The sequence below is a fragment of the Saccharopolyspora kobensis genome (assembly GCF_900108315.1).
In the GTDB taxonomy this organism is placed as follows: domain Bacteria; phylum Actinomycetota; class Actinomycetes; order Mycobacteriales; family Pseudonocardiaceae; genus Saccharopolyspora; species Saccharopolyspora kobensis.
In genome coordinates this window covers 468,546-493,598 of sequence record NZ_FNVB01000003.1, presented here as the reverse complement: position 1 = coordinate 493,598, position 25,053 = coordinate 468,546, and the positions used below count along the sequence as shown (strand labels likewise).

At 71.0% G+C, this 25,053-nt stretch carries 16 protein-coding genes; 9 read left to right on the top strand and 7 right to left on the bottom strand.

The features are described from left to right. Positions 1 to 304: 304 nt before the first annotated feature. The 3 genes from C4T78_RS10765 (at position 305) to C4T78_RS10755 (ending at position 3,354) form a co-directional block, all read left to right on the top strand. Positions 305 to 532: an MbtH family protein gene (locus C4T78_RS10765; RefSeq protein ID WP_093355891.1), complete on the top strand. Its 228-nt coding sequence runs from the start codon at positions 305 to 307 to the stop codon at positions 530 to 532. Between the two features lie 311 nt (positions 533 to 843). Next, positions 844 to 1,350: a winged helix-turn-helix domain-containing protein gene (locus tag C4T78_RS10760; RefSeq protein WP_143185938.1), complete on the top strand. Its 507-nt coding sequence runs from the start codon at positions 844 to 846 to the stop codon at positions 1,348 to 1,350. A 273-nt stretch (positions 1,351 to 1,623) separates the two neighbouring features. Then, positions 1,624 to 3,354, top strand: a complete 1,731-nt coding sequence (locus C4T78_RS10755; protein WP_093355889.1) for a non-ribosomal peptide synthetase — start codon at positions 1,624 to 1,626, stop codon at positions 3,352 to 3,354. A gap of 82 nt (positions 3,355 to 3,436) precedes the next feature. On the opposite strand, the gene C4T78_RS10750 is transcribed toward C4T78_RS10755, so the two are convergent. From C4T78_RS10750 to C4T78_RS10720, 7 genes are all read right to left on the bottom strand, one after another. After that, positions 3,437 to 5,005: a flavin-containing monooxygenase gene (locus tag C4T78_RS10750; protein ID WP_093355789.1), complete on the bottom strand. Its 1,569-nt coding sequence runs from the start codon at positions 5,003 to 5,005 to the stop codon at positions 3,437 to 3,439. Positions 5,006 to 5,096: 91 nt separating this feature from the next. Further along, complete coding sequence (locus C4T78_RS10745) at positions 5,097 to 6,308, bottom strand: cytochrome P450 (RefSeq protein WP_093355786.1); 1,212 nt, start codon at positions 6,306 to 6,308, stop codon at positions 5,097 to 5,099. A 76-nt stretch (positions 6,309 to 6,384) separates the two neighbouring features. After that, entirely contained in the window at positions 6,385 to 6,918 is a 534-nt protein-coding gene (locus tag C4T78_RS10740) for a winged helix-turn-helix transcriptional regulator (RefSeq protein WP_218161654.1), read from the bottom strand. 74 nt (positions 6,919 to 6,992) lie between these two features. Further along, the gene (locus C4T78_RS10735) at positions 6,993 to 7,550 is read right to left on the bottom strand and encodes a flavin reductase family protein (protein WP_235863692.1); all 558 of its coding nucleotides are present in this window, start codon (positions 7,548 to 7,550) and stop codon (positions 6,993 to 6,995) included. Positions 7,551 to 7,614: 64 nt separating this feature from the next. Then, positions 7,615 to 8,847, bottom strand: coding sequence for a pyridoxal phosphate-dependent aminotransferase (locus tag C4T78_RS10730; protein WP_093355784.1), 1,233 nt, complete (start codon positions 8,845 to 8,847; stop codon positions 7,615 to 7,617). Positions 8,848 to 8,896: 49 nt separating this feature from the next. Next, entirely contained in the window at positions 8,897 to 9,643 is a 747-nt protein-coding gene (locus C4T78_RS10725; protein WP_093355781.1) for an SDR family NAD(P)-dependent oxidoreductase, read from the bottom strand. After that, positions 9,640 to 10,407 carry a thioesterase II family protein gene (locus C4T78_RS10720; RefSeq protein ID WP_177247697.1) on the bottom strand — a complete coding sequence of 256 codons (768 nt, stop codon included), beginning with the start codon at positions 10,405 to 10,407 and terminating at the stop codon, positions 9,640 to 9,642. Before C4T78_RS10720 ends, C4T78_RS10725 begins: the two co-directional genes overlap by 4 nt. Positions 10,408 to 10,527: 120 nt before the next feature. Between C4T78_RS10720 and C4T78_RS10715 the strand changes: the two genes are divergently transcribed. The 6 genes from C4T78_RS10715 (at position 10,528) to C4T78_RS10690 (ending at position 25,028) form a co-directional block, all read left to right on the top strand. Next, the gene (locus C4T78_RS10715) at positions 10,528 to 12,147 is read left to right on the top strand and encodes a (2,3-dihydroxybenzoyl)adenylate synthase (protein WP_093355776.1); all 1,620 of its coding nucleotides are present in this window, start codon (positions 10,528 to 10,530) and stop codon (positions 12,145 to 12,147) included. Between the two features lie 121 nt (positions 12,148 to 12,268). Then, positions 12,269 to 13,024, top strand: a complete 756-nt coding sequence (locus tag C4T78_RS10710; protein WP_093355774.1) for a tryptophan 2,3-dioxygenase family protein — start codon at positions 12,269 to 12,271, stop codon at positions 13,022 to 13,024. 138 nt (positions 13,025 to 13,162) lie between these two features. After that, the gene (locus C4T78_RS10705; protein ID WP_093355772.1) at positions 13,163 to 14,770 is read left to right on the top strand and encodes a tryptophan halogenase family protein; all 1,608 of its coding nucleotides are present in this window, start codon (positions 13,163 to 13,165) and stop codon (positions 14,768 to 14,770) included. Positions 14,771 to 15,067: 297 nt separating this feature from the next. Further along, entirely contained in the window at positions 15,068 to 19,609 is a 4,542-nt protein-coding gene (locus tag C4T78_RS10700) for a non-ribosomal peptide synthetase (RefSeq protein WP_218161653.1), read from the top strand. Next, a complete protein-coding gene (locus C4T78_RS10695; protein ID WP_093355769.1) occupies positions 19,606 to 23,913 on the top strand; it encodes a non-ribosomal peptide synthetase in 4,308 nt (1,435 codons plus the stop codon). Before C4T78_RS10700 ends, C4T78_RS10695 begins: the two co-directional genes overlap by 4 nt. Continuing rightward, positions 23,910 to 25,028, top strand: coding sequence for a Gfo/Idh/MocA family oxidoreductase (locus C4T78_RS10690; protein WP_093355767.1), 1,119 nt, complete (start codon positions 23,910 to 23,912; stop codon positions 25,026 to 25,028). The genes C4T78_RS10695 and C4T78_RS10690 overlap by 4 nt, the downstream gene beginning before the upstream one ends. Positions 25,029 to 25,053: the final 25 nt, after the last annotated feature.

The window sequence follows — 25,053 nt, the reverse complement described above, 5'->3', positions numbered from 1 at the left end:
CGGGGACGTTGTTTCTGTGCAATATCGCGGTGGGCTCCGGTGGGAGTTCGCTGGGGGAAGTGTCGTGCTGCGGGCAGGTGGGGATCGGCGGGATCGCCGAAGTGGAAGCGCAGTTCGACCGGCTGTCCGAGGGCTCTGCCCGGACGTGAGCGCACCGCGCCGTCGCGGTGTGAATTCCAGTGCGCCGGGGATGCGGTAGGAACTTCTGTTCCGAATGGCGCGCCTTTGGGGAAGGTGAGCGGGTCGTTCGCGCCCCGGCCTCGGAAAATTGAGAACCGTTTCTGCTTACTAAGGGGTTGTGCACATGTCCAATCCGTTCGAGGACGAAAGTCGGGAATACCTGGCGCTGCGCAATGTTGAGGAGCAGTACTCGATCTGGCCGCAGGGCGTCGAGGTTCCCGCCGGGTGGCGGGTGGTGCGCGGTCCGGCGCCCCGCCAGGAGATCATCGACTACATAGGACGGTCCTGGACGGACATGCGGCCGAAGAGCCTGCGCGAGGCGATGGCGGCGAACGGCAGCGCCCCTGTCTGAGCGCTCGCGGTGATCACCGGGTTCGAACGGGATCTGCCGGAGCGGTCGTGCGCCGACCGCGAAGGCCGTGGTGCAGGGGAACACCGCGGTCCGGTGCGGCCCGGACTTCTCGGCGGCGGCCCTGGTGGCCTGCCAGGTGACCGCTGCGGCGCGGCCGGAGGTGCCGCCTTCGGCGAGTTCCGCTGGTCGTTGCCCAGCGCTTCCTGAACAACCGACAGCGCCGGTCGCCCGGTCCGGCGGACCCTGGGCGTCAACGACGGGCCGGCGCTGCTGCTTCTCCGAATCTCAACGGAAAAAAGACTTTCTGAGGGGTGACCGTGAAGGGAAATGTGCAGAACCGGGTCAAATTCGTCCGCTGGCCCGCGGAGAGCGATGTTCGCGAGGAGTGCAGGGCCCTGCACCACCTCTGCCTGCTGATCGTGGAGCACGGTGCACCGCCGCCGGAACAGCTGGGCATCTACGAGGACTGGGTGCGTCCGCCCATCATTCCGGAGGACCTCCAGGCCAGGGTCCGGCAGCTGGCGGATCGTGCCGTCGTCAACGCCAAACCCGTCCTGGACCCGGTGGGGATCCTCTACTTCAAGGACTCGTCGATCACGCTCTCCCCGACGCAGTGCGAGATGCTGACGCCGCTGATCTCCCGGTACTCGCAGCTGGTCTACCGGACCGAGCTGCGGGAGATCCTGGAGCGGTCCGGTTCGAGCTCGTCCAGCAACGCCTTGGACCTGCACGTGATGCGATTACGAAGACGCCTGCAACTGGTCGGGCTTTCGCTGCGGAACGTGTGGGGGCGCGGGTTCGTGGTGGAGCCCCTCTAGCGATGGACCGGTGCGGCGTCGCGGAGCACCCGGTCAGCATGAACGATCTGCGAACTACCGGAGTCCTGGGGGAAAGACTTCTTTCACGGCCGGGTGGGCCGGTCGGGCCGCGTGTTGTCGTGGCACGCGGGCCCGGTGCCCGCGTTGGAGGTCGCCCGCGCGGGCGAGGCGCCGCAGCGGGGCAGCCGGTCGCCGTGCCCATCAACCGTGTGCCGGAACTTCGAGTCGAAGGCGGAGCTGGTGTTGCGAACTGTCCCGGATTTCTTCGAGTCCATGGTTGCCGAGTCGGGTGGTACCCCGTCGGTCGTGTACGGCGACTCCACCATCGACTACTCGGAGTTGAACGCGCGCGCGAACCGGCTCGCCAGGCGGTTGATCGCGGCCGGGGTGGGGCCGGACTCGCTGGTCGCGGTCGCGGTGCCCCGGTCGACCCGGTTGATCGTCGCGGTGCTCGCGGTGCTGAAGGCGGGCGGTGCCTACCTCCCGCTGGATCCCAGCTACCCGGCGGAGCGGCTGGCGCACATGGTCGTGGACGCCCGGCCGGTCCTGCTGCTGCGGACGGGCAACGTCAGCCCGCTGCAGCTGGACGTGCCTGAGCTCGTGCTCGACGACCCGGCCACCGAGGCCGCGTGCGAGCGGGAGAGCGGCGACAACATCGCCGAGGGCGAACGCCTGGCGCCGCTGACCGCCGACCACCTGATGTACGTCATCTACACCTCCGGATCGACGGGTGTTCCCAAGGGCGTCGCGGTTCCCCACGCCGGCGTGGGAGACCTGGTCTCGACCCAGACGAGGGCCTACGAGGTCGACCGGGGCGACCGGGTGCTGCAGTGGGCGTCCTTCAGCTTCGACGCGTGGTTCTGGGACTTCTCGCTGGCGCTGCTGCACGGTGCGACTCTCGTGATGGCGGACCAGGAGGACCTGATGCCGGGGGAGGCGCTGCGCGAGACGATGCTCAAGCACGACATCAAGCACGCGGTGCTGCCCCCGGTGGCGCTGGGCATCACCGACAGCGAAGACCTGCTGCTCGGCGGCACGATCACCTCCACCGGCGATGTCTGCACCAGGTCGCTGGCGGAGGAGTGGTCCAGGGGGCGGCGGCTGTTCAACGGCTACGGCCCGACCGAGGTGACCGTCGGCGCGTCGATCGGTGGCCCGATCACGGGCGTCCAGGAGGAGATCACCATCGGGACGCCGTGGGACGGCAGCCAGGTCTACGTGCTGGACGACGAGCTGCGGGACCTCCGCGACGGCCAGGAGGGGGAGCTCTACCTGGCCGGGTCGGGCGTCGCCCGCGGCTACCTGAACAGTCCGGGCCTGACCGCTTCCCGGTTCGTGGCCAACCCGCACGGCCCGCCCGGCAGCCGGATGTACCGCTCCGGCGACCGGGGCAGGTGCGAGGCGGACGGCGAGCTCTACTTCGCCGGCCGGAGCGACAACCAGGTGAAGGTCCGCGGCTTCCGCATCGAACTCGGCGAGGTCGAGGCGCGCTTGGAGAGCCACCCGGCGGTGGAGATCGTGGTCGCCGTCGTCGGTGGTGACCACGTCTCCACCGAGCACGTCGTCGCCTACGTCAAGCCGTCCGGGCGGCACGAGGTCACCGAAGCGCAGCTGCGCGAGCACGCGCGCCACGCGCTGCCCGAGCACATGGTCCCGTCGAGCATCGTCGTGCTGGACGAGCTCCCGACGCTGTTGAACGGCAAGATCGACCGCAAGGCGCTCGCCGAGCGGGCATCGCGCGCCGCGCCCGACGTGCCCGTCGCGGTCGGCAGCGGCGAGGAGAAGTCCTACGAGCAGGTGCTGTGCCGCATGGTGATGGAGACGCTCAAGATCAGCTCGGCGACTCCCCAGGACAACTTCTTCGACCTGGGCGGCCACTCGGTGCTCGCGGCGAACCTGGCCCGCCGGATGCGCAAGGAGCTCGGCGTGGCGGTGCCGATGCGATCGATGTTCGCCGCCCAGAACCTGGCCGAACTGGCGCAGATCGTGGAGCGCTCCAAGTAGCGGCCGGTTTCGGCGAGCGCCAAGACCCCCGCCGCGCCCGTGCGTCCAGGCACGGGCGCGGCGGGGGTCTTGGCCGGTGGCCTCAGTACTCCGGGTCCGGCTTCATCAGGCCGAGCGCGATCAGCGCGCGGGATGCGCCGATGACCGCCAGCGCCAGCAGGACCGTGCGGAAGCTGAACGCCGCGGGCTGGCTCAGGATGATCCGCCGCGCCTTCTCGTAGTCGCTGTGCGGGCCGAACAAGCGGAAGACGTGGGGCATCTGGGAGCCGCAGAACAGGCGGTACACCAGCAGCGGGTTCTTGAACACGGCCGGGCGCCACGGGGAGCACCCGAGCACCTTCGCGAAGTCCAGCATGTACTGGTTGTAGTGGACCAGCGTCCGCAGCTCGGGGTTGCCGTGGAACACCCCGTTCTCGTAGGTGTTCTGCCGCTCGATGAGCCGCTTGAGCCGGAAGCGGTCCGGCAGCTTCTTCTTGCCGCTGCACAGCAGGGCGAAGTAGCGGCTCTGCATCTCGGAGCAGGCCGGGACGCCGCCGGCGGCCGGCCGCGCCCACCCGATGAACACCACGCCGGTGCCCAGCGCCGGGTGGATCATGTGCTTGTACATCTCCCGCACGTCGCTGATGTCCACGTCCTTGAGGACGCTGAAGTCCTCGATGTAGCCCGTGTTGAAGACGATGGTGTCGATCTTCTCGCGGCGGCCGTCCTTGAACTGGACGTAGTCCACGCCCAGGCGCTCGATGCCCGATGCGTTGACGTTCAGGCTGCCGTCGGCGATCCGGTGGACGAACGCTTCGTTCTTGGTCAGGAAGTGGTTGAAGAAGTGCGCGTTCTTCGAGTTCCACGCCCCCAGCGCCCGGGCCGCGGACGTCTTGCCGCGCTTCGCGTTGCGCTTCATCCACAACCGCATGATGGGGTTGGCGGCGGCCAGCGGGACCGAGTAAAGCAGTTGCGAGGTGTAGGCGTCGTTCGGGTGCCGGTCGTCCCCGGGGTAGCGCTCGATGACGGACTGGTGCCGGCGCACGGACAGCGTGCAGCGCTCCGCGGTGCTCGCGATCTCGTCCACGACGTCGGCGGCGGTTTCGCCGATCCCGACGCAGAGGACGCGCTTGCCGCGGAACCGCTCGGCGTTGCGGTAGTAGGCGGAATGCGTGATCTCCCCGGCGAAGTCGTCCTGACCGGGGATGTCGATGTAGTTCGGGACCCGGTGCGTCCCGGTGGCGATGACCACCGCGTCGAACTTGTGCGCGACCCGCTTCTCCGGGGCCGACACCGGTGCGACCTCGACGACGTGGCCGCCGTCCTCGCTCTTGGAGATGCTCAGCACGTCGGTCCCGTAGCGGATGGTGGGGCCGAGGTCGAACTCCTCGATGAAGTCGAGCAGGTACTGCCGGTATTCGCCGGCCGACCAGAACTGCCGCTCCTGACCGTCCGGCGGCGGGAAGCTGGAGAAGGTCATCATGTAGTTGGAGATGGTCAGCATCGTCGAGTCGTAGGCGCCGGCTTCCTCCGGGCCGACCCCCGAGCGGAAGACCCCGCCCGGCTCGGCGCTGTGCTCGAAGCAGGTCACCGTGTGAGCCTCGTCCAGCAGTTCCTTGATCGCGACCAAACCCGACGGGCCTGCACCGATGACACAGACGTTCTTTCTCATTTTACCTCGGGGCTCCGTAGTGCGTTCTCGGAATTGATTTCGCTTCACCGCGGTGGGAAAGGGTTTCGACCACCGCGCCGGGTCGTTCGGCTCAACGGCTTTCGAAGTGCACCGGCAGGCTTTCGTACCCGTTGAGGAAGTTCGAGAAGATGGGGCGGGGCGCGCCCCGCTGCTCCATCCGGCCGACCCGGGCCACCAGAGCGCTCAGCAGCGCGTTGAGCTCGGAGCGGCCGAGGAAGGCGCCCAGGCAGTAGTGGGGACCGTGGCCGAACGAGAGGTGCTTGTTGGGCGACCGGGACAGCGTGAAGCGGCGCGGGTCCTCGAAGACGGTCTCGTCGTTGTTGGCCGAGATGGTCCACAGGGTCACGATGTCGCCGCTGCGCACCTTCGTCCCGTCGACGTCGAAGTCGCGGATGGCGGTGCGGGCGAGGTGCATCGCCGGTGACGACCAGCGCAGGACTTCCTCCACCGCCGACTCGACGGAGACCTCGCCGGTGCGCAGGGCGCGCCACTGCTCCGGGTTCTCGATCAGGGCGAGCACCGCGCAGATCGCCGACACCCGGGACGTCTCGTCGCCGCCGAGGATGAGGCTGTAGCAGTTGACCGCGAGTTCTTCGACGGTGAGCAGGCGGCCTTCGACCTCCGTGGTGGCGAGCATGCTGATGACGTCCTCGCCCGGATCGTCCCGCCGCTCCTGCGCCAGCTCCATGAAGTAGAGGACGATCTCGTTGCGGGCGCTGATCGCGTCGAGCTCGCTGCTGTCCGCGCGATCGGACGACAGCGCCATCTTGTTCCACTGCAGCAGTTCCGGGCGGTCCTCGACGGGTACCGACAGCAGGTCGCAGATCGTGTTGATCGGCACCTGGTCGGCGATCTCGGCGGCGAAGTCGAACTCGTCCAGCTCGACCACCGCGGACACCAACCTGTCGGTGCGCTGCCGGATCTGCTCGACCACTTCGCCGAGCACCCGCGGGGTGAACGCGCTCCACATGAGGTTGCGCAGCGGCCGGTGGCGTGGCGGGTCGGTGACCGCCAGCATGCTCCCGCCCGCGGAGTCGTCGCCGCGCAGCACGACGTCGAGCACGTTGCCCCTGGCCGAGCTCAGCGCTTCGGAGTGGAACAGCGGCTGGATGTCGGAGTACCGCGCGACGACCCAGAAACCGGGGTGCCGGTCGGTGGCTTCGTGCCAGTGGACGGGGCGTTGGGCGCGGACCTCGCGCCAGAACCCGTGGACGTCGTTGTCGACGAAGGTGGCCGGATCGGTGAGGTCCAGGGAACGTTCACCGAGAGCGGGCTGACTCATCGTCCGATCGTGACAGGCTTTTCGGCTCCGCCGCGCGGACTCTTGCGGGTTCCTTTCCGCCGGAGCGGCTTCCCGGTCACCGCCGCGGAACGGCCGGGTAGCGCGCGATGATCTGCGCGCTGGCCTTGGGGCCCCTGGCGAAGACGTAGTCGGGGGTGTCGATCCGCCGTCCGGTCGACCCGTCCACCACGACCGGCTCCACCGCGACGCCGGTCCTGGCGTCGACCAGGACGAGGCTGCGGTCCTCCGGGGCCAGGCGGTGATTGCCCCAGGCCGCCACGACCAGCAGCAGCGGGCGCAGCGACCGGCCGAGTTCGGTGAGGCGGTACTCCCGTTCCCGCGGGTCGGCGCTGTCGTCGGCGGTTTCGAGGAGGCCTTTGGCGACCAGATCGGCCAGCCGGTCCTGCAGCACGTCGGCGGGCGTCTCCAGGTTCCGCTCGATCGTCGCCGAGCGGGTGTGGCCGTCGAAGATCTCGTGCAGGATCTCCAGCGTCCACCACGGACCGACGGTCTCGGCCGTGCGCGCCAGCGGGCAGTCGGGGATGCGCGCCTTCGGGCCGGACGAGCGCACCGGCACCTCGCGCTCGGTGGTGGTCGGATCGCTTCGCACCGCTGGCTCCCATCGTCGTCGGGTTCACCTGAGATCGGAGCCGGGGCGCCGCGGGCCGGCGGCGCCCCGGCCGGTCAGCCGCTGGTTCCAGGAGCGCGCGGCGCCGGGACGTCGTTCAGCGACCAGTAGCGGCGCATCCCGTACAGCAGCGGGCGCGGGGGCAGCGTCGCGTGCGTCGCCACGTCGACCACCTCGCCGAAGACCACGATGTGGTCGCCGACGGGCAGCGTTTCCCCGACCTGGCAGTGCGCCACCGTGTGGGCGTCCTCGACGAGCTGCGGCACCCCGGTCCCCGGCTCCCGGACCCATTCGACCCGGTCGAACCGGTCCGGCGCTCCGGAGGCGAAGAGCGTCGCCGTCGCCTCCGCGCCCTCGTGCAGCAGGTTGACGGCGAACGCGGACCGCTGGAGCAGCGACGCCAGCGTCGGGCTCCCGGTGCGCAAGCACACCAGCAGCGTCGGCGGCAGCAGCGAGACGCTGCACACCGACGAGCAGGTCATCCCCCACGGCTCACCGTCCGGCCCCGCCGTCGTGACGACGGCGACGCCCGCCGGGTGCGTGGTCATGAGGGAGCGGAACTGCGCCGCGTCGACCGGGGCACGTCTGACGGTGCCGGTCATGGGATCCGGCATGGTCGGCTACCTCCTCCACGAGCTGCGCGAACATGTCTCTTCGGATGGCGGGGGCGACCGGTCGTCAGCCGCATTCGCCGACGAACTCCAGCAGCCGCTGCACCCCGGTCTCGAGCTCCGCGGGGTCGACGCAGAAGGCGATCCGGATCAGGTGCCGAGCCCACGGCGCGAAGTCGTGGGAGCGGATGTGCCCCCGCTCGTCGACGTCGGGACGCATCGCGAACCCGTTGCCCGCCACCACCGCGACGCCCTTGCTCTCGAGCAGCCGCAGCGCGAACTCCTCGGAGTCCAGGCCGGTCCGGGCCACGTCCAGCATCGCGTACCACCCGCCGGCGGGCAGCTCGTTCAGCAGCCCGGCCTGGACCAGCTGCGGCAGCACCGCGTCCCGGTTGCGCTGCACCAGCTTGCGGTTGGTGGCCGCGGCGTCGGCCCGGCTGCTCAGCGCGGCGATCCCCGCGTGCTGCACCGGTGTCGACGTGCCGATGATGTTGGCCTCCTGCACGACCTTCATGACGTCGGCGGCGCGGTCGTTGGCCAGCGCCACGTACCCCAGCCGGTAGCCGGTCATCGCGAAGCTCTTGGAGAAGGTGAACACGCTGTGCACGATGCGCTCGTCGACCGGGACGTCGCGCTCCAGCGAGGCGACCGAGAGGTGCTCGCGCTCGTAGCAGAAGTGCTCGTAGGCCTCGTCGCTGATGACGTGCCAGCCGCGGCTGCGGGCCAGCTCCAGCAGGGCGGCGATCTCCGCGCGCTCCAGCACGACGCCGGTCGGGTTGGCCGGCGAGTTGATCAGCAGCACGCGGGTGCGCGGGCTCGCGGCGGCCGCGATCCGCTCCGGATCGGGCCGGAAGCCGGTGCCGAGCGGGTAAAGCACCGGCTGGAAGCCGGCGAGCAGGCTCTGCTGCAGGTGGACCGGCCAGTGCAGTTCCGGCAGCAGGATCTCGGCCCCGGGTTCGGCGAGCGACTGCAGCAGGGCGGCCAGGCCCTGGGCCGAGCCCGGCGAGATCAGCAGCCGGGACACCGCGCTGTCCACCCCGTTGTCCTCGCGGAGCTTGTCGACCGCGGCGGCGCGCAGCGCGGGGAGGCCCTCGGGGCCGGTGTACTTCGTGTCCCCGCGGCGCACCGCGGCGACGAACTCGTCGGCGACGTTGCCGGACGGGCTGAAGTACGGGTCGCCGACGTGCAGCTTCACCACGCCGACCCCGGTCTCCTGCTCCTTGCGCTCCGCAGCGTGGAAGATGCTGTGCAGGCACGACGAGGGAATGGAGCCGGCGGCGGACAGGATGTCTGGACTCACGCTCGAACCACCTTCGTTCCGTGGACTTCTCTTCGGGCTCGGAAGACCGTCATGCGGTGCGGCCGCCGTCGACGGGGATCAGCGCACCGGTGATCCAGCCGGACACCTCCGGATCGATCAGCAGGCACACCCACCGGCCGAGCTCCGCGTCCTCGCCGAAGCGGCCCATGGGGGTGGAGGAGGTCAGATCGACCCGCAGCTGCTGGATCCCCGCATCGTCGAGTCCGGTGCCCGCCCACATCGGCGTGTCCACCGGGCCGGGCAGGATCGCGTTCACCCGCACTTCGGGGGCGAGCTCCCGCGCCAGCGAACGCGTGAGGCTGTTCAGCGCGGCCTTGGTCGCACCGTAGAACGCGCGCCCCGGCATGGACAGCACACCGCCGACCGACGAGACGTTGACGACGCTGCCGCGCCCGGCGCGCAGCCACGGCAGCGCGCACCGGATCAGGTCGGCGGGCGCGCGGACGTTGACCGCGAACATCGCGTCGAACTCGGTGGGATCGATGGAGTCGAGCCCGCCGAAGCGGGCGAGGCCGGCGTTGTTGACCACCGCGTCGAGCCGGCCGAAGCGGTCGGTGGCCGTCGCGATGATCCGCTCGGCGGCACCCGGCGCGCAGATGTCCTGCGCCACGACCGCGACGGCGTCACCGTGCTGCTCGGCGAGTTCCCGCAGCGGTTCCTCGCGGCGCCCGACGATCGTCACGTTGGCCTCCGAGCTCAGCAGGCACTCGGCGATGCCCCGGCCGATGCCGGTGGCCGCGCCGGTGACCACGACCGACTTCCCGGCGAGCGTCATCGCAGAACTCCACCTTCCGCCAGCGCATCGAGGGCGTCGTCGATCAGCTCGGTCGGGTCGGCGAGCAACTGGAAGTGACCGCCCGGCCAGGCCCGCAGGCTGAAGCGGCCGGTGCCGACCGCGGCCCACGCGTCCAGCCGGGCACCGTCGACCAGCGGGTCGTCGGTGTTGTAGTAGCAGCGCACCGCGCAGTGCAGCGGTTCCGGTGCGGGGTCCGGGCGGTAGGTCTCGTGGAGCGCGATGTCCGACCGGAGAGCGGGCAGCACCAGATCGCGGAACTCGGGGTCCTCCGCGATCTCCGGCTCGATGCCGCCGAGCTCCCGCAGTGCGGACCAGAGTTCGTCGTCGGTGGACTCGTGCGCGGTCCCGCCACCCGCGCTCCAGGGGTCCGAAGCGCCCGAGGCGAACAAGCAGTGCACGGGCTCGCCGCCGGACTGCAGCGCTCTCGCGGTCTCGTAGGCGACCAGCGCGCCGAAGCTGTGTCCGAAGAGGACGGTCCGGGCCGGGGGCAGCCGAACCAGTTCCGCGGCGACGTGCGAAGCCATCCCGGCGATGCTGTCCGCCGGAGCTTCGGCGATCCGGTCGGCGCGGCCGGGGTACTGCACGGCCAGCAGCTGAACGTTCCCGGGCATCGCGGAGGACCAGTCGCGGTAGGTCCCCGCCGAACCACCGGAGTGCGGGAAGCAGACCAGCCGGCCTGCCGGGCACTCCACGTCGTTGAGGGCGCGGGTCCAGCCCCGGTCACGTGTCGGCACTCGGTTCACGCCCCCAGCCTCACCGACGCGCTCGGCCTGCTCGCGGCAAACTTTCATAGCTCTGTCGGGACTCGGTGCGGCTCCGGGGCCCCTTGGCGAATGTGGGGGTGTCGCAACCGAGGAGGACGCATGCTGGATGGGTTCGTGCCGTGGCCACCCGACTTCGCCGAGCGATACCGCCGGGCCGGTTACTGGAGCGGTAGCTCGCTGGGGCAGCTGCTGGCCGAGCGAGCCGGACACCACCCGGACAAGATCGCCGCGGTGGACGCGACCCGCCGCGTCAGCTACGCGGAGCTGGTGGCGGAGTCCGACCGGATCGCTTCCGGCCTGCTCGGGCTCGGCATCGGCCACCGCGACCGGGTGGTGCTGCACCTGCCGAACGCGATCGAGTTCCTGTCCACCATCTTCGCGCTGTTCAAGATCGGCGCGATCCCGGTGCTGGCGCTGCCCGGTCACCGCCGGGACGAGATCCTCCACCTGGCGCGCGCCTCGGACGCGGTCGCCTACATCGCCCAGGACCGGGCGCAGGGCTTCGACTACCGGACGCTGGCCCGGGAAGTGCTCGGCGACGCACCGAGCCTGAAGCACGTGGTGATCGTGGGCGAGGCGGAGGAGTTCACACCGCTGGCCGAGATCGCCCGGTCCGACGTGCGCGAGCTGCCGCCGGTCGACTCCTCCGAAGTGGCGCTGCTGCTGCTCTCGGGCGGCACCACCGGCGTGCCGAAGCTGATCCCGCGGACCCACGACGACTACGCGTACAACATCTTCGCCTGCGCCCGCGCCGTCGAGCTCGACGGGAACGGCGTCTACCTCGCCGCGAACCCGGTGCCGCACAACGCCGCGCTCGGCTGCCCCGGCGCGCTGGGCGCGCTGCTGCTCGGCGGGAAGGCCGTGCTGGCCGCCAACCCGAGCCCCGACCACGTTTTCCCGCTGATCGAGCGGGAAGGCGTCACGCACACCGCGCTGGTGCCGGCCCTGGCGCTGCTGTGGGCGGAAACGGCCCAGTTCATGCCGGTCGACATGACCGGGATGACCGTGCAGGTGGGCAGCTCGAAGTTCAGCGCGGGCGCGGCGGAGCGGGTCAGCAAGAGCCTCGGGTGCCGCATCCTGAACGTCTTCGGCATCGGCGAGGGCCTGATCACCTCCACGCACCCCGACGACCCGCCGGAGATCGCCTTCCACACCGAGGGCAAGCCGATCTGCCCGGACGACGAGATCCGGATCGTCGACGCCGAGGACAACGAGGTCGGTGTCGGGGTGACCGGCGAACTGCTCACCCGCGGGCCCTACACGATCCGCGGCTACTTCGCCGCGCCGGAGCACAACAGCCGGGCGTTCACCTCGGACGGCTTCTTCCGCACCGGTGACCTGGCCCGCATGACCGAGGACGGCAACATCGTCATCGAGGGCAGGCTGAAGGACATCATCCACCACGCGGGGGAGAAGGTCTCCGCGGAGGAGGTGGAGGGCCACGTGCTGACCCACCCGATGGTCCGGGACACCGCGGTGGTCGGCATCCCCGACGAGGCCCGCGACGAACGGCTCTGCGTGTTCGTCGTGCTCAGCAGCGATGCGGAGGCCGCGGGGGAGCCGATCACGCTGCGCATGATCAGGGACCACATCCGCGACCGCGGGATGGCGACCTACAAGCTGCCGGACCAGCTGATCGTCGTGCCGGACCTGCCCCGCACGCCGATCGGGAAGATCGACAAGAAGGCGCTGCGCGCCGGTCAGCTGCAGCACAGCTGAGCGCGCTCCGGAGCGGCCGAGGAGACCGGTGGTGCTGCCGCAGCACCACCGGTCCGGGCGGGCGGCAGTGGAACTCCGCCGCGCATTGTCCGGCGGTGTGGTGAGAAGGGAACTTCACGGGATGGTCTGTCCGGCGGGCACCACGCACTCCCCGGCGTACGGGGACTTCCTCAGACTGGACGAACTCCTGGCCATCGCCTGCGTGCGCGACGAGGCGGACCGAACCTTGTTCTTCGCGGCGCACCAGGCGTGCGAGATCTGGTTCGCGGTCGTCATCCGGCACCTGGAGTCCGCGCGGGCGGCGATGGAGCGGGGCGACGGGACCGAGGCGGCCGAGAACCTCGAGCGGTTGCCGAACATCATGCAGGTGATCACCCAGCACTTCGACGTCCTCGGCACCTTGACGTCGCAGTCGTTCGACGAGATCCGGGGAACGCTCGGCACCTCCAGCGGCTTCCAGTCCGCGCAGTACCGGGAGATCGAATTCCTCTGCGGGGCAAGGGATCCCCGGTACCTGAACATCTCCGGTCTCAACCCGGGCGAGCGCGCCAGGCTCGCCGACCGGTTCGAGCAGAAGTCGTTGTCCAGCGCATTCGTCGAGTACCGCGACGCGCGGGCCGCGACGGGTTCGCCGGAAGCCGCCGCGTCGGTGGAGCGGTTGCACGACGCGCTGGCGGCCTTCGACGACTCGGTGCGGTCCTGGCGGGTGCAGCACGCCCGCCTGGCCGAGCAGTTCCTCGGCGCGGCGCAGGGCACGGCCGGTTCCTCCGGAGCCGCCTACCTGTGGCGCTCGACCGAGCGATCGCTGTTCCCCGAGATCTTCCCGCAGCCGCGCACCGGCGAGCCCGCGGCGAGCAGCGCGAACGGCCTGGCCTGAGCACCAGGCCGAGCACCCGCCGTGCGGACGGCTGCTGAGGTTGCGCTCGCACCGCCGCGCAAGACGAGTTCGAGACAGCACCCGAGGCGCAGTACCGAATCCTGTCCAGCGAGCTACCGTTGAAGGGAAACGCAGCACATGACTCAGACCGACGCTGCCGCAAAGAACCTGGGCGATCCCGGCAAGACCAGGCGAGTCGTCGTCGTTGGTGGTGGTACGGCTGGATGGATGACCGCGTCGTACCTCACGGCCGCCTTCGGCGACAAGATCGACGTGACGGTCGTCGAATCCGCCCAGATCGGCACCATCGGGGTCGGCGAGGCGACGTTCAGCGACATCCGGCACTTCTTCGAGTTCCTGCGGCTGGCCGAGTCCGACTGGATGCCGGCCTGCAACGCCACGTACAAGCTCGCCGTCCGGTTCGAGAACTGGCGGGAACCCGGCCACCACTTCTACCACCCGTTCGAGCAGATGGGCTCGATCGACGGGTTCCCGCTCAGCGACTGGTGGCTGCGCCACCCCAGGACGGACCGGTTCGACAAGGACTGCTTCGTGATGGCCTCGCTGTGCGACGCGCAGCGCTCGCCCCGCTACCTCGACGGAACCCCGGTCGACCAGGGCGTCTTCGAGACCGGCCACGGCGAGGAGACGGCGCGGGCGACGATGGCGGAGTACCAGGGCGCGCAGTTCCCGTACGCCTACCACTTCGAGGCCCACCTGCTGGCGAAGTTCCTGACCAAGTACGCGACCGACCGCGGTGCCCGGCACGTCGTGGACAACGTGGTGGACGTTGCGCTCGACGAGCACGGGTTCATCTCGCACGTCAAGACCGCCGAGCACGGCGAGCTCGCGGGCGACTTGTTCGTGGACTGCACGGGATTCCGCGGCCTGCTGATGAACAAGGCCCTCGGCGAGCCGTTCATCTCCTACCAGGACACGCTGCCCAACGACAGCGCGGTCGCCCTCCAGGTGCCGCTGGACATGGACCGCGAGCCGCTGCGGCCGTGCACGACGGCGACCGCGCAGGAAGCGGGCTGGATCTGGACGATCCCGCTGATCAGCCGGATCGGCACCGGCTACGTCTACGCCAGCGACTACTGCGAGCCGGAGGAGGCCGAGCGCGTGCTGCGCGAGTTCGTCGGCCCGGAGGCCGCGGACGTCGAGGCGAACCACATCCGGATGCGGATCGGCCGCAGCCGCCGCTCGTGGGTGAACAACTGCGTCGCGGTCGGCCTGTCGAGCGGGTTCGTCGAACCGCTGGAGTCGACCGGGATCTTCTTCATCCACCACGCCATCGAGCAGATGGTCAAGTACTTCCCGTCCGGGCGCGACGACGACCGGCTGCGGAACATGTACAACCGCTCGACGGCGAACGTCATGGACGGCGTGCGCGAGTTCCTCTGTCTGCACTACCGGGCGGCGAAGCGCGCGGACACCCAGTACTGGAAGGACACCAAGACGCGCCCCGTTCCCGAGGCGCTGGAGGAGCGGCTGGAGAACTGGAAGTACAAGGTGCCCGACGCGGAGACGGTCTACCCGTACTACCACGGGCTGCCGCCGTACTCCTACAACTGCATCCTGCTGGGTGCCGGCGGGTTCGACATCCGGCATTCGCCCGCGCTCGACCTGGCCGATGAAACGGCCGCGCTGGCGGAGTTCGAGCGCATCAGGTTGAAGGCGGAGAAACTCGTGCAGGAACTCCCCACGCAGAACGAGTACTTCGCCAAGATGCGCGAGAGCGCGTAGTCCGCTGCCGACGCGGGCCGGGTGCCGCACGGATTTCCCGTCGCGGCACCGGACCGCGATCGGGAAGTCGCCGTCGTCCATCGGGGATTCGGCAATGATTCCGGAATGGACCGATGTGCGATCTTCACGGCGCCTTCTGCGGTATTCACGTGCTTTCCGGACGGGCGGCGATCGCATTGCCGGTGCAGGATCCGGCTGTTAATGTCGAGCACCGCGCTGTGGGGATGATGTGCAGTTTTCTCGGGGTGAATCCTGCATCCCAGGTCGTAGTCGATTGCGTGCAAAGGGGCCTGGAAATTGTTATCGGAGAATGTTGACCGCAGTGCGGGCGTTCTCGTCACCGCGAACGACGGGCTGGACCTGGCATCCCTGCGCCGCGCGGTGTCCGAAGCCCTGGGCGTCGAGTTGACCGCGGCCGACGACGACTGCAACGTCTTCGAACTCGGTCTGCAGTCGATGGACCTGATGCGGCTGGCGACCCGGCTCAAGGGCGCCGGCGTCGACGTCACGTTCGCGCAGCTGTCCGACGACCCGCGGCTGTCGGCGTGGGCGCAGCTGGTGCCCTCGGCCGAGGTCGTACCGCCGAAGCCGCAACCGCGGACTCCCGCGGCCCGCGACCACGACCGGCCGGACCGGGCCTACCCGCTCACCGCGGTGCAGCAGGCCTACCTGATCGGTCGGGACGCGGACCAGTCGCTCGGTGGCATCGGCTGCCACAACTACATCGAGTTCGACGTTGCGGAACTGGACCCGGAGCGCCTCGAGCGCGCCGTCGCCGCGCTGATCCAACGCCATCCGATGCTGCGGGCGCGGTTCGCCGAGGACGCCACCCACCGGATCCTGCCGGAATCCCCGTGGCCGGGGCTGACGGTCCACGACTTCCGCGACCGCGCGGAGGAGGAGGCGCGGGCAGCGGCTCTCGCCCTCCGCGACCGGCTGTCGCACCGCATCCTGGACGTCGCCCGGGGCGAGGTCGTCGACGTCCAGCTGACCCGGCTGCCCGGCGCCGTGGACCGGCTGCACTTCAACATCGACCTGCTGGCCGCCGACCTGGCCAGCTTCCGGTTGATCCTGCTCGACCTGTGCGCCCTCTACGACGATCCCGAGAGCCTCGACGACATCGGCTACACCTTCGGCCGCTACCTGGAGGACCAGGCCGAAATCCGCCGCGCCGAGCGAGAACGGGCGCGCCCGTACTGGCAGCAGCGATTGGCTTCGCTGCCCGGCGGGCCGAAGCTGCCGCTGGCGGTCGCACCCGAATCGGTCGCCGCGCCGAAGTTCGTCCGCCGGTACTTCGAGTTCACCGCCGAGGAGTGGCCCGCCCTGGAGCGGCGGGCCGGCGAAGCGGGCGTGACCCCGGCGGTCCTGCTGGCCACCGCCTACGCGATGGTGCTGAGCCGGTGGAGCGGCGACGAGCGCTTCCTGCTCAGCCTCCCGCTGTTCGACCGCGACCTCGACGCGCACCCCGAGATCGACCGGATCGTGGGCGACTTCAGCGGTCTGGTGCTGCTCGACGTCGATCTGTCCGGGGCCGACTTCGCGGAGTGCGCGCGCGCAGTGCAGAAGCAGATGCACGAGGACATCGGGCACGCCGCCTACACCGGCGTCGACGTGCTGCGCGACTTCGTCCGCACCGACCTGGACTCGCCCCGCACGGCGCCGGTCGTGTTCTCCTACGACCTGTCCGCTCCGCTGATCCCGGACGAGTTCGCGACCAAGTTCGGCGACGCGTCCTGGATGATCTCGCAGACCCCGCAGATCTGGCTCGACCACCAGATCTACCGCACGCCCGGCGGCCGGGTGCGGTTGGTGTGGGACGCGGTGGAGGAGCTCTTCGCGGACGGCGTGCTGGACGCGATGATGTCGGCCTACGAGACGCTGGTCCGCGGTCTGCTGGCCGGTGAGTGGACGAACTCCTTCCCGGAGATCCCGCTGCCCGCCGAGCAGCGGGAGCGGCGCGATGAGGTCAACTCGACGACCCGCGAGATCACCGCGAACCTCCTGCACACGGCGTTCTTCGACAACGCCGGTGACCGGTGCGGGCAGCCCGCCCTGCTGTGGGGCGAGGACGGGGAGCTGGCCCACGACGAGCTGGCGCGGCAGGCGCTGAGCATCGCCGGGGCGCTGTCGCAGCGCGGTGTCGGCCGCGGCTCCTACGTCGCCGTGGTCGCTCCGAAGAGCGCGGAGCAGATCGCGGCCGTGCTCGGCGTTCTCGCCGCGGGAGCGGCGTACGTGCCGATCGGCGTGGACCAGCCGGCCGAGCGCCGTGCCCGCATCCTCGAACTCAGCGGCGTCCGGGTGGTGCTCGACGGCAGCGGGAACCTGGAGCACGCCGGTGTCGAGATCCTGCCGATCGACGCGGCGATGCGCGCCCGACCGCTGGACGCGCCGGTGCCCGCCGATCCCGCCGACCCCGCCTACGTGATCTTCACATCGGGTTCCACGGGCCTGCCGAAGGGAGTGGAGCTCAGCCACCGCGCCGCGGTCAACACCGTCGAGGACATCAACGAGCGCTTCGACATCGGACCGCGCGACCGGGTGCTGGCGGTGTCCGCGCTGGACTTCGACCTCTCGGTGTGGGACGTCTTCGGATTCCTCGCGGTGGGCGGCGCCGCCGTCCTGGTGGCGGAGTCCGGTCGGCGCGACGCCACCGAGATGCTGGCGCTGTGCCACCGGCACTCGGTCACCGCGTGGAACACCGTCCCCGCCCTGCTCGACATGGTGCTGACCGCCGCCGACGAATCACCGCTGCCGGACACGATGCGGCTGGCCCTGCTGTCCGGCGACTGGATCGGCCTGGACCTGCCCGGTCGGTTGGCCCGCGCTTCGGGCGACCGGTGCCGGCTGATCGCGCTGGGCGGCGCCACCGAGGCCGCGATCTGGTCGAACTCGTTCGAGGTCGACGGCGTGGCCGAGGGCTGGCGGTCGATCCCGTACGGAAAACCCCTGCGCAACCAGAAGTTCCGCGTGGTGGACGGCCGCGGCCGGGACTGCCCGGACTGGGTGCCCGGCGAGCTGTGGATCGGTGGCACCGGCGTCGCGCTCGGCTACCGGGGCGATCCCGAGCTGACCGCGGCCCGCTTCCCGCAGCGCGACGGCGAGCGCTGGTACCGCACCGGTGACCTCGGCCGCTACTGGCCCAACGGCGACATCGAGTTCCTCGGACGCCTGGACCACCAGGTGAAGATCAACGGGTTCCGCGTCGAGCTGGGCGAGATCGAAGCCGCGCTGCAAGGCCATCCCTCGGTGGCCCAGGCCGTGGCCGTCGTGCTCACCGAGGGCCGCAGGGAAGTGGCCGCGGGAGTGGTCGAGCGCGCCCCGGCGAACCTGGCCGAGGACAGCGGAGAACCTGCTTCTGCCGGTGCTCCGAGCGGTGCGTTCCTGCCGCCGGCAACGGATGCCGACGCGGAGTCCGATCCGCACCGGCTCGAACACCGGTTGGTGGAAGCGCTGCTGGCGGGTGTCGTCGCACCGCTGGTCGAGCAGCGGGAATCCCCGTCGGTCTGCGCCGAACAACGTCCGGTGGTGGACATCTGGCTCCAGCACCTGACCCAGCGCTCCGTGCTGGTGCACCGTGGCGGTGCGGTGTACCAGCACGGCTCCAGGTGGGCCGAGGTCACGGACCCGACCTGGCTCAAGCAGGTGCGCGAGGACGCCCGCGGAACCTGGCTGGAGACCGTCGCGACGGCACTGGAGTGGGCCGGGCCGCTGTACGCGGCGATCGTGTCCGGTGACGCCGACGCCACCGCGCTGCTGGACGATCCGGTGCTGGCTCCGGAGGCGCTCAACGATCTGCTGCCGGTGACGGGCGAGCACCTCGCGGCCGCCGCGCACGACCTGCGGGCGCGCGCCGACGCGCCGTCGGCACTCGCGGAGTGGGACGTGCTCAGCGGGCGCGGCACCGCGCGGTTGCTGGCGGAACTCGGTTCGGACTCCGTCGAGTGCACGCTGCTCGGTTCCTCGAAACCGGTGCTGGCCAAGGCCGAGGCGCTGCTGCGCGAGCAGGGCCGGGCCACGAGCACCGCGGTGCTGGACGCCGTTGCCGTCGATGCGCGGCACGTCCACGCGTTCGACGCCGTCGTGGCGAACAACGTCCTGCACCGGATGCCGGACCCGGAGTCGGCGGTGGCGACCATGGCACTGCTGCTGGCCCCCGGCGGCCGCCTCTACCTCGCCGAACGCGAGTACCCGACGCCGCTCGCGCTGGTGACCGCGTTGCCGCTGGAAGCGCGTGCGGGCAGGTTCGAAGAGGGACTGCCGAGCACCGACTGGTTGTACGGCCGGGAGCGGTGGATCCGAGCGTGCGCCGCCGCAGGGCTCTCCGACGTCCGCGTGCTGCGCGCCGAGGACACCGGCGAGATCCTGCTCGCCGCCGACCGGCCCCCGCAGGCCCGGGGGATCGACGCGGACGAGCTGCGCGCCTGGGCGGCCGAACACCTGCCGGAGCACATGGTTCCGGGACACCTGGCCGTGCTGCCCGCGCTGCCGCTCAGCGCCAACGGGAAGGTCGACCGCAACCGGATCAGGGCGGCGCTGGAGCAGTCCGCCGACCGGCCGCGGGACGTCGGCGACCCGCCGCAGGGCGCCACCGAGGTGTTCGTCGCCGAGCGGTGGGCGAAGCTGCTCGGGATTGACTCGGTCGGCCGCGACGAGAACTTCTTCCGGCTCGGCGGGGACAGCCTGCTCGCCACCCGCTTCATCGCCGAGGTGCGCGCCGTCCGGGCCGTCGAACTGCCCATGCGCGAGGTGATGCGGGCGCCGACCGTCGCCGGTCTGGGCGCGCTGATCGACCAGCTCGACACCACCGGCGGCGACGACTTCGAGGAAGGTGCGGTGTGAACGCCCGGGAACTGCTCGAAGAATTCGCCGGCGCCGGCATCCGGTTGTGGCGCGAGGACCAGCAGCTGCGGTTCCGCGCTCCCCGAGGCGCGATGACCGACCACCGGCTCGCGGCGCTGCGCAGCTGCAAGGCGGAACTGCTGGCCACCATGGCCGACACCGCTGCCGAAGGACCGGGCGCGGTGTGGCAGGCCGATCCGGAGGCGGCGGCGGAACCCTTCCCGCTCACCGACATCCAGTCTGCGTACCTGTTCGGCCGCAACTCGGCCTTCGACTACGGCGGCGTTTCCTGCCACCTCTACGAGGAGCTGGAGTACCCGGCCGACCTCGACCCGGCCCGGTTGCAGCAGGCGTGGGACGGCCTGGTGCGGCGCCACGGCACGCTGCGGACGGTCATCCGCCCGGACGGCACCCAGCGCGTGCTGCCGGAGCTGCCGGACACCCGCATCGAGTTCACCGACCTCCGCACGGCATCCGGTGATGCGGTCGACGAGGCGATCTCCGGCGTGCGGGATGCGATGTCCCACCAGGTGCACCCCGCCGGCGAGCGACCGATGTACGAGCTGCGCCTGACCCTGCTCCCCGAGCGCAGCGTGCTGCACGTGTCGGTGGACTTCATGGCGCTGGACTGGCTCAGCATGCAGCGCGTGCTGTCCGAACTGGACCGCCGCTACCAGCAGCCCGACTGCGATCTCCCCGAGGTGGACGCCACTTTCCGGGACTACGTGCTCGCCGAACGCCGGTTGCGCGACACCGAGCAGTACGCGCGCGATCGCGAGTACTGGTGGCAGCGCATCGACGAGCTGCCCGGTGCACCCGCGCTGCCGCTGCGCGACGACCACGACCCGGCCACGGCCCCACCGCGCTTCCGCCGCCTGACGACGACGGTGCACGACCGCGTGTGGCAGGCGTTGAAGGCGCGAGCCGCCGAACGCGGCATCACCCCGGCCAACGCGGTGCTCTCGGCGTACGCGGAGACGATCGCGCGCTGGAGCGGAACCGAGCGGTTCTGCCTGGGGCTGCCGGTCCTCAACCGGATGCCCCTGCACCCGCACGTCGACCGGCTGCTCGGCGACTTCACCTCGCTGAGCGTGCTGGCGGTCGACTTCGAGCAGCGGGCGAACTTCGTCGAACGCGCCCGCGCGCTGGGCGAGCGCGTCTTCGACGACCTCGATCACCGGTTGTTCAGCGGTGTGGAGGTGCTGCGCGAGGTGTCCCGGCGCCGCGGGCGCGAGGCCGCGGCGATGCTGCCCGTGGTGTTCACCGGCAGCATCGGCGTCGGCGGCACCGAGGTGTCCGCGGCGGGGCGCAAGACGCGACCGGCGTACGGCATCAGCCAGACGCCGCAGGTGTGGATCGACTGCCAGGTGGGCGACCAGTTCGGCGGCCTGGACATGAACTGGGACGTGCGCGAGGGGATCTTCCCGGACGGGATGGTCGACGACATGTTCGCCGCGTTCGTGGACCTCCTGCACCAGCTGGCCGAGCACGACGAACCGTGGGAGGACGCGGCCCCGCAGCCGTTGCCGGCGGAGCAGCGCGACCGCCGGGCCGCGGTCAACGCGACGGAGGCACCGGAGCCGGACTGCCTGCTGCACGAACCGCTCGTCGCCTACGCGCGCGAGCACCCGGACCGGGTCGCGGTGGTCGACGCCGCGGGGACGCTCACCTACGGGCAGTGGCTCGGGCGCGCCGCCGGGGTGGCCGAGCGGCTGCGGGAAGCGGGGTGCCGCCCCGGCGACTTCGTCGGCGTCCTGATCGACAAGTGCCGCGACCAGGCCGTCGGCGTGCTCGGCGTGCTCCTGGCGGGCGGCGTGTACGTTCCCGTCGACCTCGGTCAGCCCGCAGCTCGCCGGGACCGGATCCTCACCGGCAGCGGCGCGCGGTTCGCGGTCGTCACCGATGCCGGGACCGGCGCTCCGCCCGGCATCCGGGCGGTCGAGGTGGCCGGTGTGCCGCCGGTTCCGGTCGCCGAGATCCCCGCCGGGCGGCAGGTGGATCCCGGGGAGCTCGCCTACGTCATGCACACCTCGGGATCGACCGGGGTGCCCAAGGGCGTGATGATCAGCCACCACGCCGCCGCCAACACGGTGCACGACATCAACCAGCGCTTCGGCGTCAACGACTCGGACCGCGTGCTGGGGCTGGCGGCGCTGAGCTTCGACCTGTCGGTCTACGACCTGTTCGGCCCGCCTGCCCTCGGCGCCACCCTGGTGCTCCCGGACCCCACCCGCCGCGGCGACCCCTCGCACTGGGCGGAGATGGTGGCCGAGCACGGCGTGACGCTGTGGAACTCGGTGCCCGCGCAGCTGCAGATGCTGATGCACTACCTGGACACCGAACCGACCGAACTCGCCGACCTGCGGTTGGCCCTGCTCTCCGGCGACTGGATCCCGCTGTCGCTGCCCGACCACGCCGGGCGGCACGTGCCCGCCGCCGAGCTGGTCAGCCTGGGCGGGGCGACGGAGGCGTCGATCTGGTCGAACTACCACCGCATCGAGACCGTCGAACCGCACTGGCGCAGCATCCCGTACGGGGTGCCGCTGGCGAACCAGCGCTTCCACGTGCTCGACTCCGCCCTGCGCGACCGGCCCGATCTGGTCGTCGGCGAGCTGTACATCGCGGGCACCGGACTGGCGACCGGCTACCTCAACGATCCGGAGCGGACCGGCGAGCGCTTCATCCGGCACCCGGCGACGGGGGAGCGGCTCTACCGCACCGGCGACCTGGGTCGCTACCTGCCGACCGGCGAGATCGAGTTCCTCGGCCGCGCGGACCAGCAGATCAAGATCCGCGGGCACCGGGTCGAACTCGGTGAGATCGAGTCGGTGCTCGGCGACCACCCGGCGGTGGGCACGTGCGTGGTGCTGGCCGCGGGCGGCGCTGCCTTCGAGCAGGCCCTGATCGCCTTCGTGATCCCGGCCCAGCACTCCGGGGAGGTCACCGCCGGGGAGCTCATCGGGTGGGTCGCCGACCGGCTTCCGGGGCACATGGTCCCGGCCCGGGTGCGGATCGTCGACGCGCTGCCGCTGACGCCGAACGGGAAGGTCGACCGCAAGCGGCTCCTGGAGTCGACGTCGGTGCCCAGCGCGCCGCCGCCGGAGCGCGCCGAGCCGCCGCGGCCCGGCGTCGAACAGCGGATCGCCGAACTGTGGGCGGAGGTGCTCGGCGGCCGGCTCCCGAGCCGCGACCAGGGCTTCTTCGACGCCGGTGGGAACTCGCTGCTGGCGGCGCAGTTCGTCGGGCAGGTGCGCGAACGCATCCCCGAGGCCGCACCGGTCACCTTCGACGTGCTGCTGCGCGCGCTGCTGGACACCCAAACGGTCGCGGGGCTGGGCAAGTGGCTGGAGTCGGAGGCCACCCCGGCACCGGAGTCCCTCGCGGGCCCGACGTCGGCACTGGTCCAGCTCGGCGGTTCGGGCCAGGGGCCGGTGCGGCTGCTCGTGCACGGGGGCACGGGAACCCTGGCGGAGCAGCAGGCGCTGATCGGTGAACTCGCGGCCGGGCCACCGCTTTTCGGCCTGGTCCTGCCCGCCCCCGACTCCGCCGCACCGGTCGGTTTGGAGGAGCTGGCCGCCGGTTACGCGCGCGAGGTGCTGGCCGCCGGCTTCGACGAGGTCGAGATCATCGGCTACTGCCTCGGCGGTCCCATCGCGCTGGAACTCGCCCGCGCGCTGAGCGAGGCGAACGCGGTGGTGCGCGGCCTGACCATCGTGTCGGGCCACCGGATTCCGCACCTGCTGCAGGACGAACTCGTGGTCGACTACGCCTTCGCGCGGACGATGGGCGCCGATCCGGCGGCCCTCGGCTGGCCCGCCGACGAAGCGGCGGTCGGCCGGGCGGTCGCGGCGGCGCTGACCGGCTCGCCGGACGCGCTGGCGCCGGGCGCGATCGCCGCGCTGGCGGGCGAGCTGGAACCGGTCGCCCGGCGGTTCCGCGAACTCGGGCAGCAGGACACCGCCGAACGGCGGGCGGAACTGCACCGCGCTCTCGCCGACTCCGCACCGGGGAAGGGGGGCAGTGCGCGAATCGCGTTGATGCACAAAGCGTTCACGCGGTTCATCGAGGCGGCGGCGCACTACCGGCCGGAGCCCTACGCGGGCGATGTCACCTTCCTCCGCCCGGTCGAGCCCGCTCACCTCGTCCCGGGACCGCAGGAGGACACCGCGCTGTTCTGGCGCGAGGTCTGCCTGGGAGACGTGACGGTCGTGGACATCCCGGGCGACCACTTCAGCTGCCTCCACCCGCAGCACGCGCCCCGGGTGGCGGAAGCGATCGCGACGAGTGCGCTGGAGCGCCGATGACCCGTGCGACCCCGGACCCGATGCGAGTCGTCGTGTGCGGCACGCGGTTCGGACAGATCTACCTCTCGGCGCTGGCCCGCGATCCCGAGCGGTTCCAGCTCGCCGGCATCCTGGCCCGCGGCAGCGCCCGGTCCGCGGCGCTCGCCGAGGAGCACGGCGTGCCGCTGTACTCCTCGGTCGAGCAACTGCCCGGCGACGTCGACGCGGCCTGCGTCGTGGTGTCCACCGCGGTCGGCGGCGGGCGGGGCGCCGAGCTGGCGCAAGCCCTGCTGGAGCGGGGAATCCACGTGCTGCAAGAACATCCGGTGCACCCGACCGAGCTGGCGGAGTGCTTGAAGGTGGCGCGCCGCGCCGGGGTCCAGTACCTGGTGAACACCTTCTACCCGCACCTGGAACCGGTCCGGCGGTTCACCGCGGCCGCCCGCGAGCTGGTCCGGTTGCGCAAGCCGGTGTTCGTCGACGCCATGTGCGCCGTCCAGGTCTCCTTCGACCTGCTCGACGTCCTGGCCGGGATCTTCGACGGGCTGCGGCCCTGGTCGCTGTCCCCGGTGTCCGGCCAGGCCGGGCGCCCGCTGACCGCGGTGGACGGGCAGGTGGCGGGCGTGCCGCTGACGCTGCGGGTGGAGAACCGGATGCAGGCGGGCGACGACAGCACCAGCCTGCTGCTGCACCGGATCACCATCGGCACCGACGCGGGCAACCTGATGCTGGCCAACACCCACGGCCCGGTGCTGTGGAGCCCGGTGCTGCGCACGGCGTCGGACCCGGTGGGGCGGTTCCTGGCCGGCGGCCCGGAGGACCTCGGCGGCCCCACCGCGGCTTACCTCGGGGCGCCCGAGGCGCCCACCTGGGCGGCCGTCGTGCAGGACGTGTGGGGCGAAGGCGTGCTGACCGCGATGGGCGAGCTGCGCGAACGCATCGACTCGGGTGCGGACCCGCTTCGCGGCAGCCAGCGCCACCTGAGCGTCGCCCGCGCCTGGAAGGAGCTCACCGAAGTGCTCGGCTATCCGGAGGTGGCCGAGCCGGAGCCCGGAGAACCGCTGTCGGTGGCCGATCTGCGGGCCGACGAACGCCGCTCGGGGCGTGACTCATCGCACCTGTCCACGGTAGGGTAATCGTACGCGTAATAAAACGGAACAG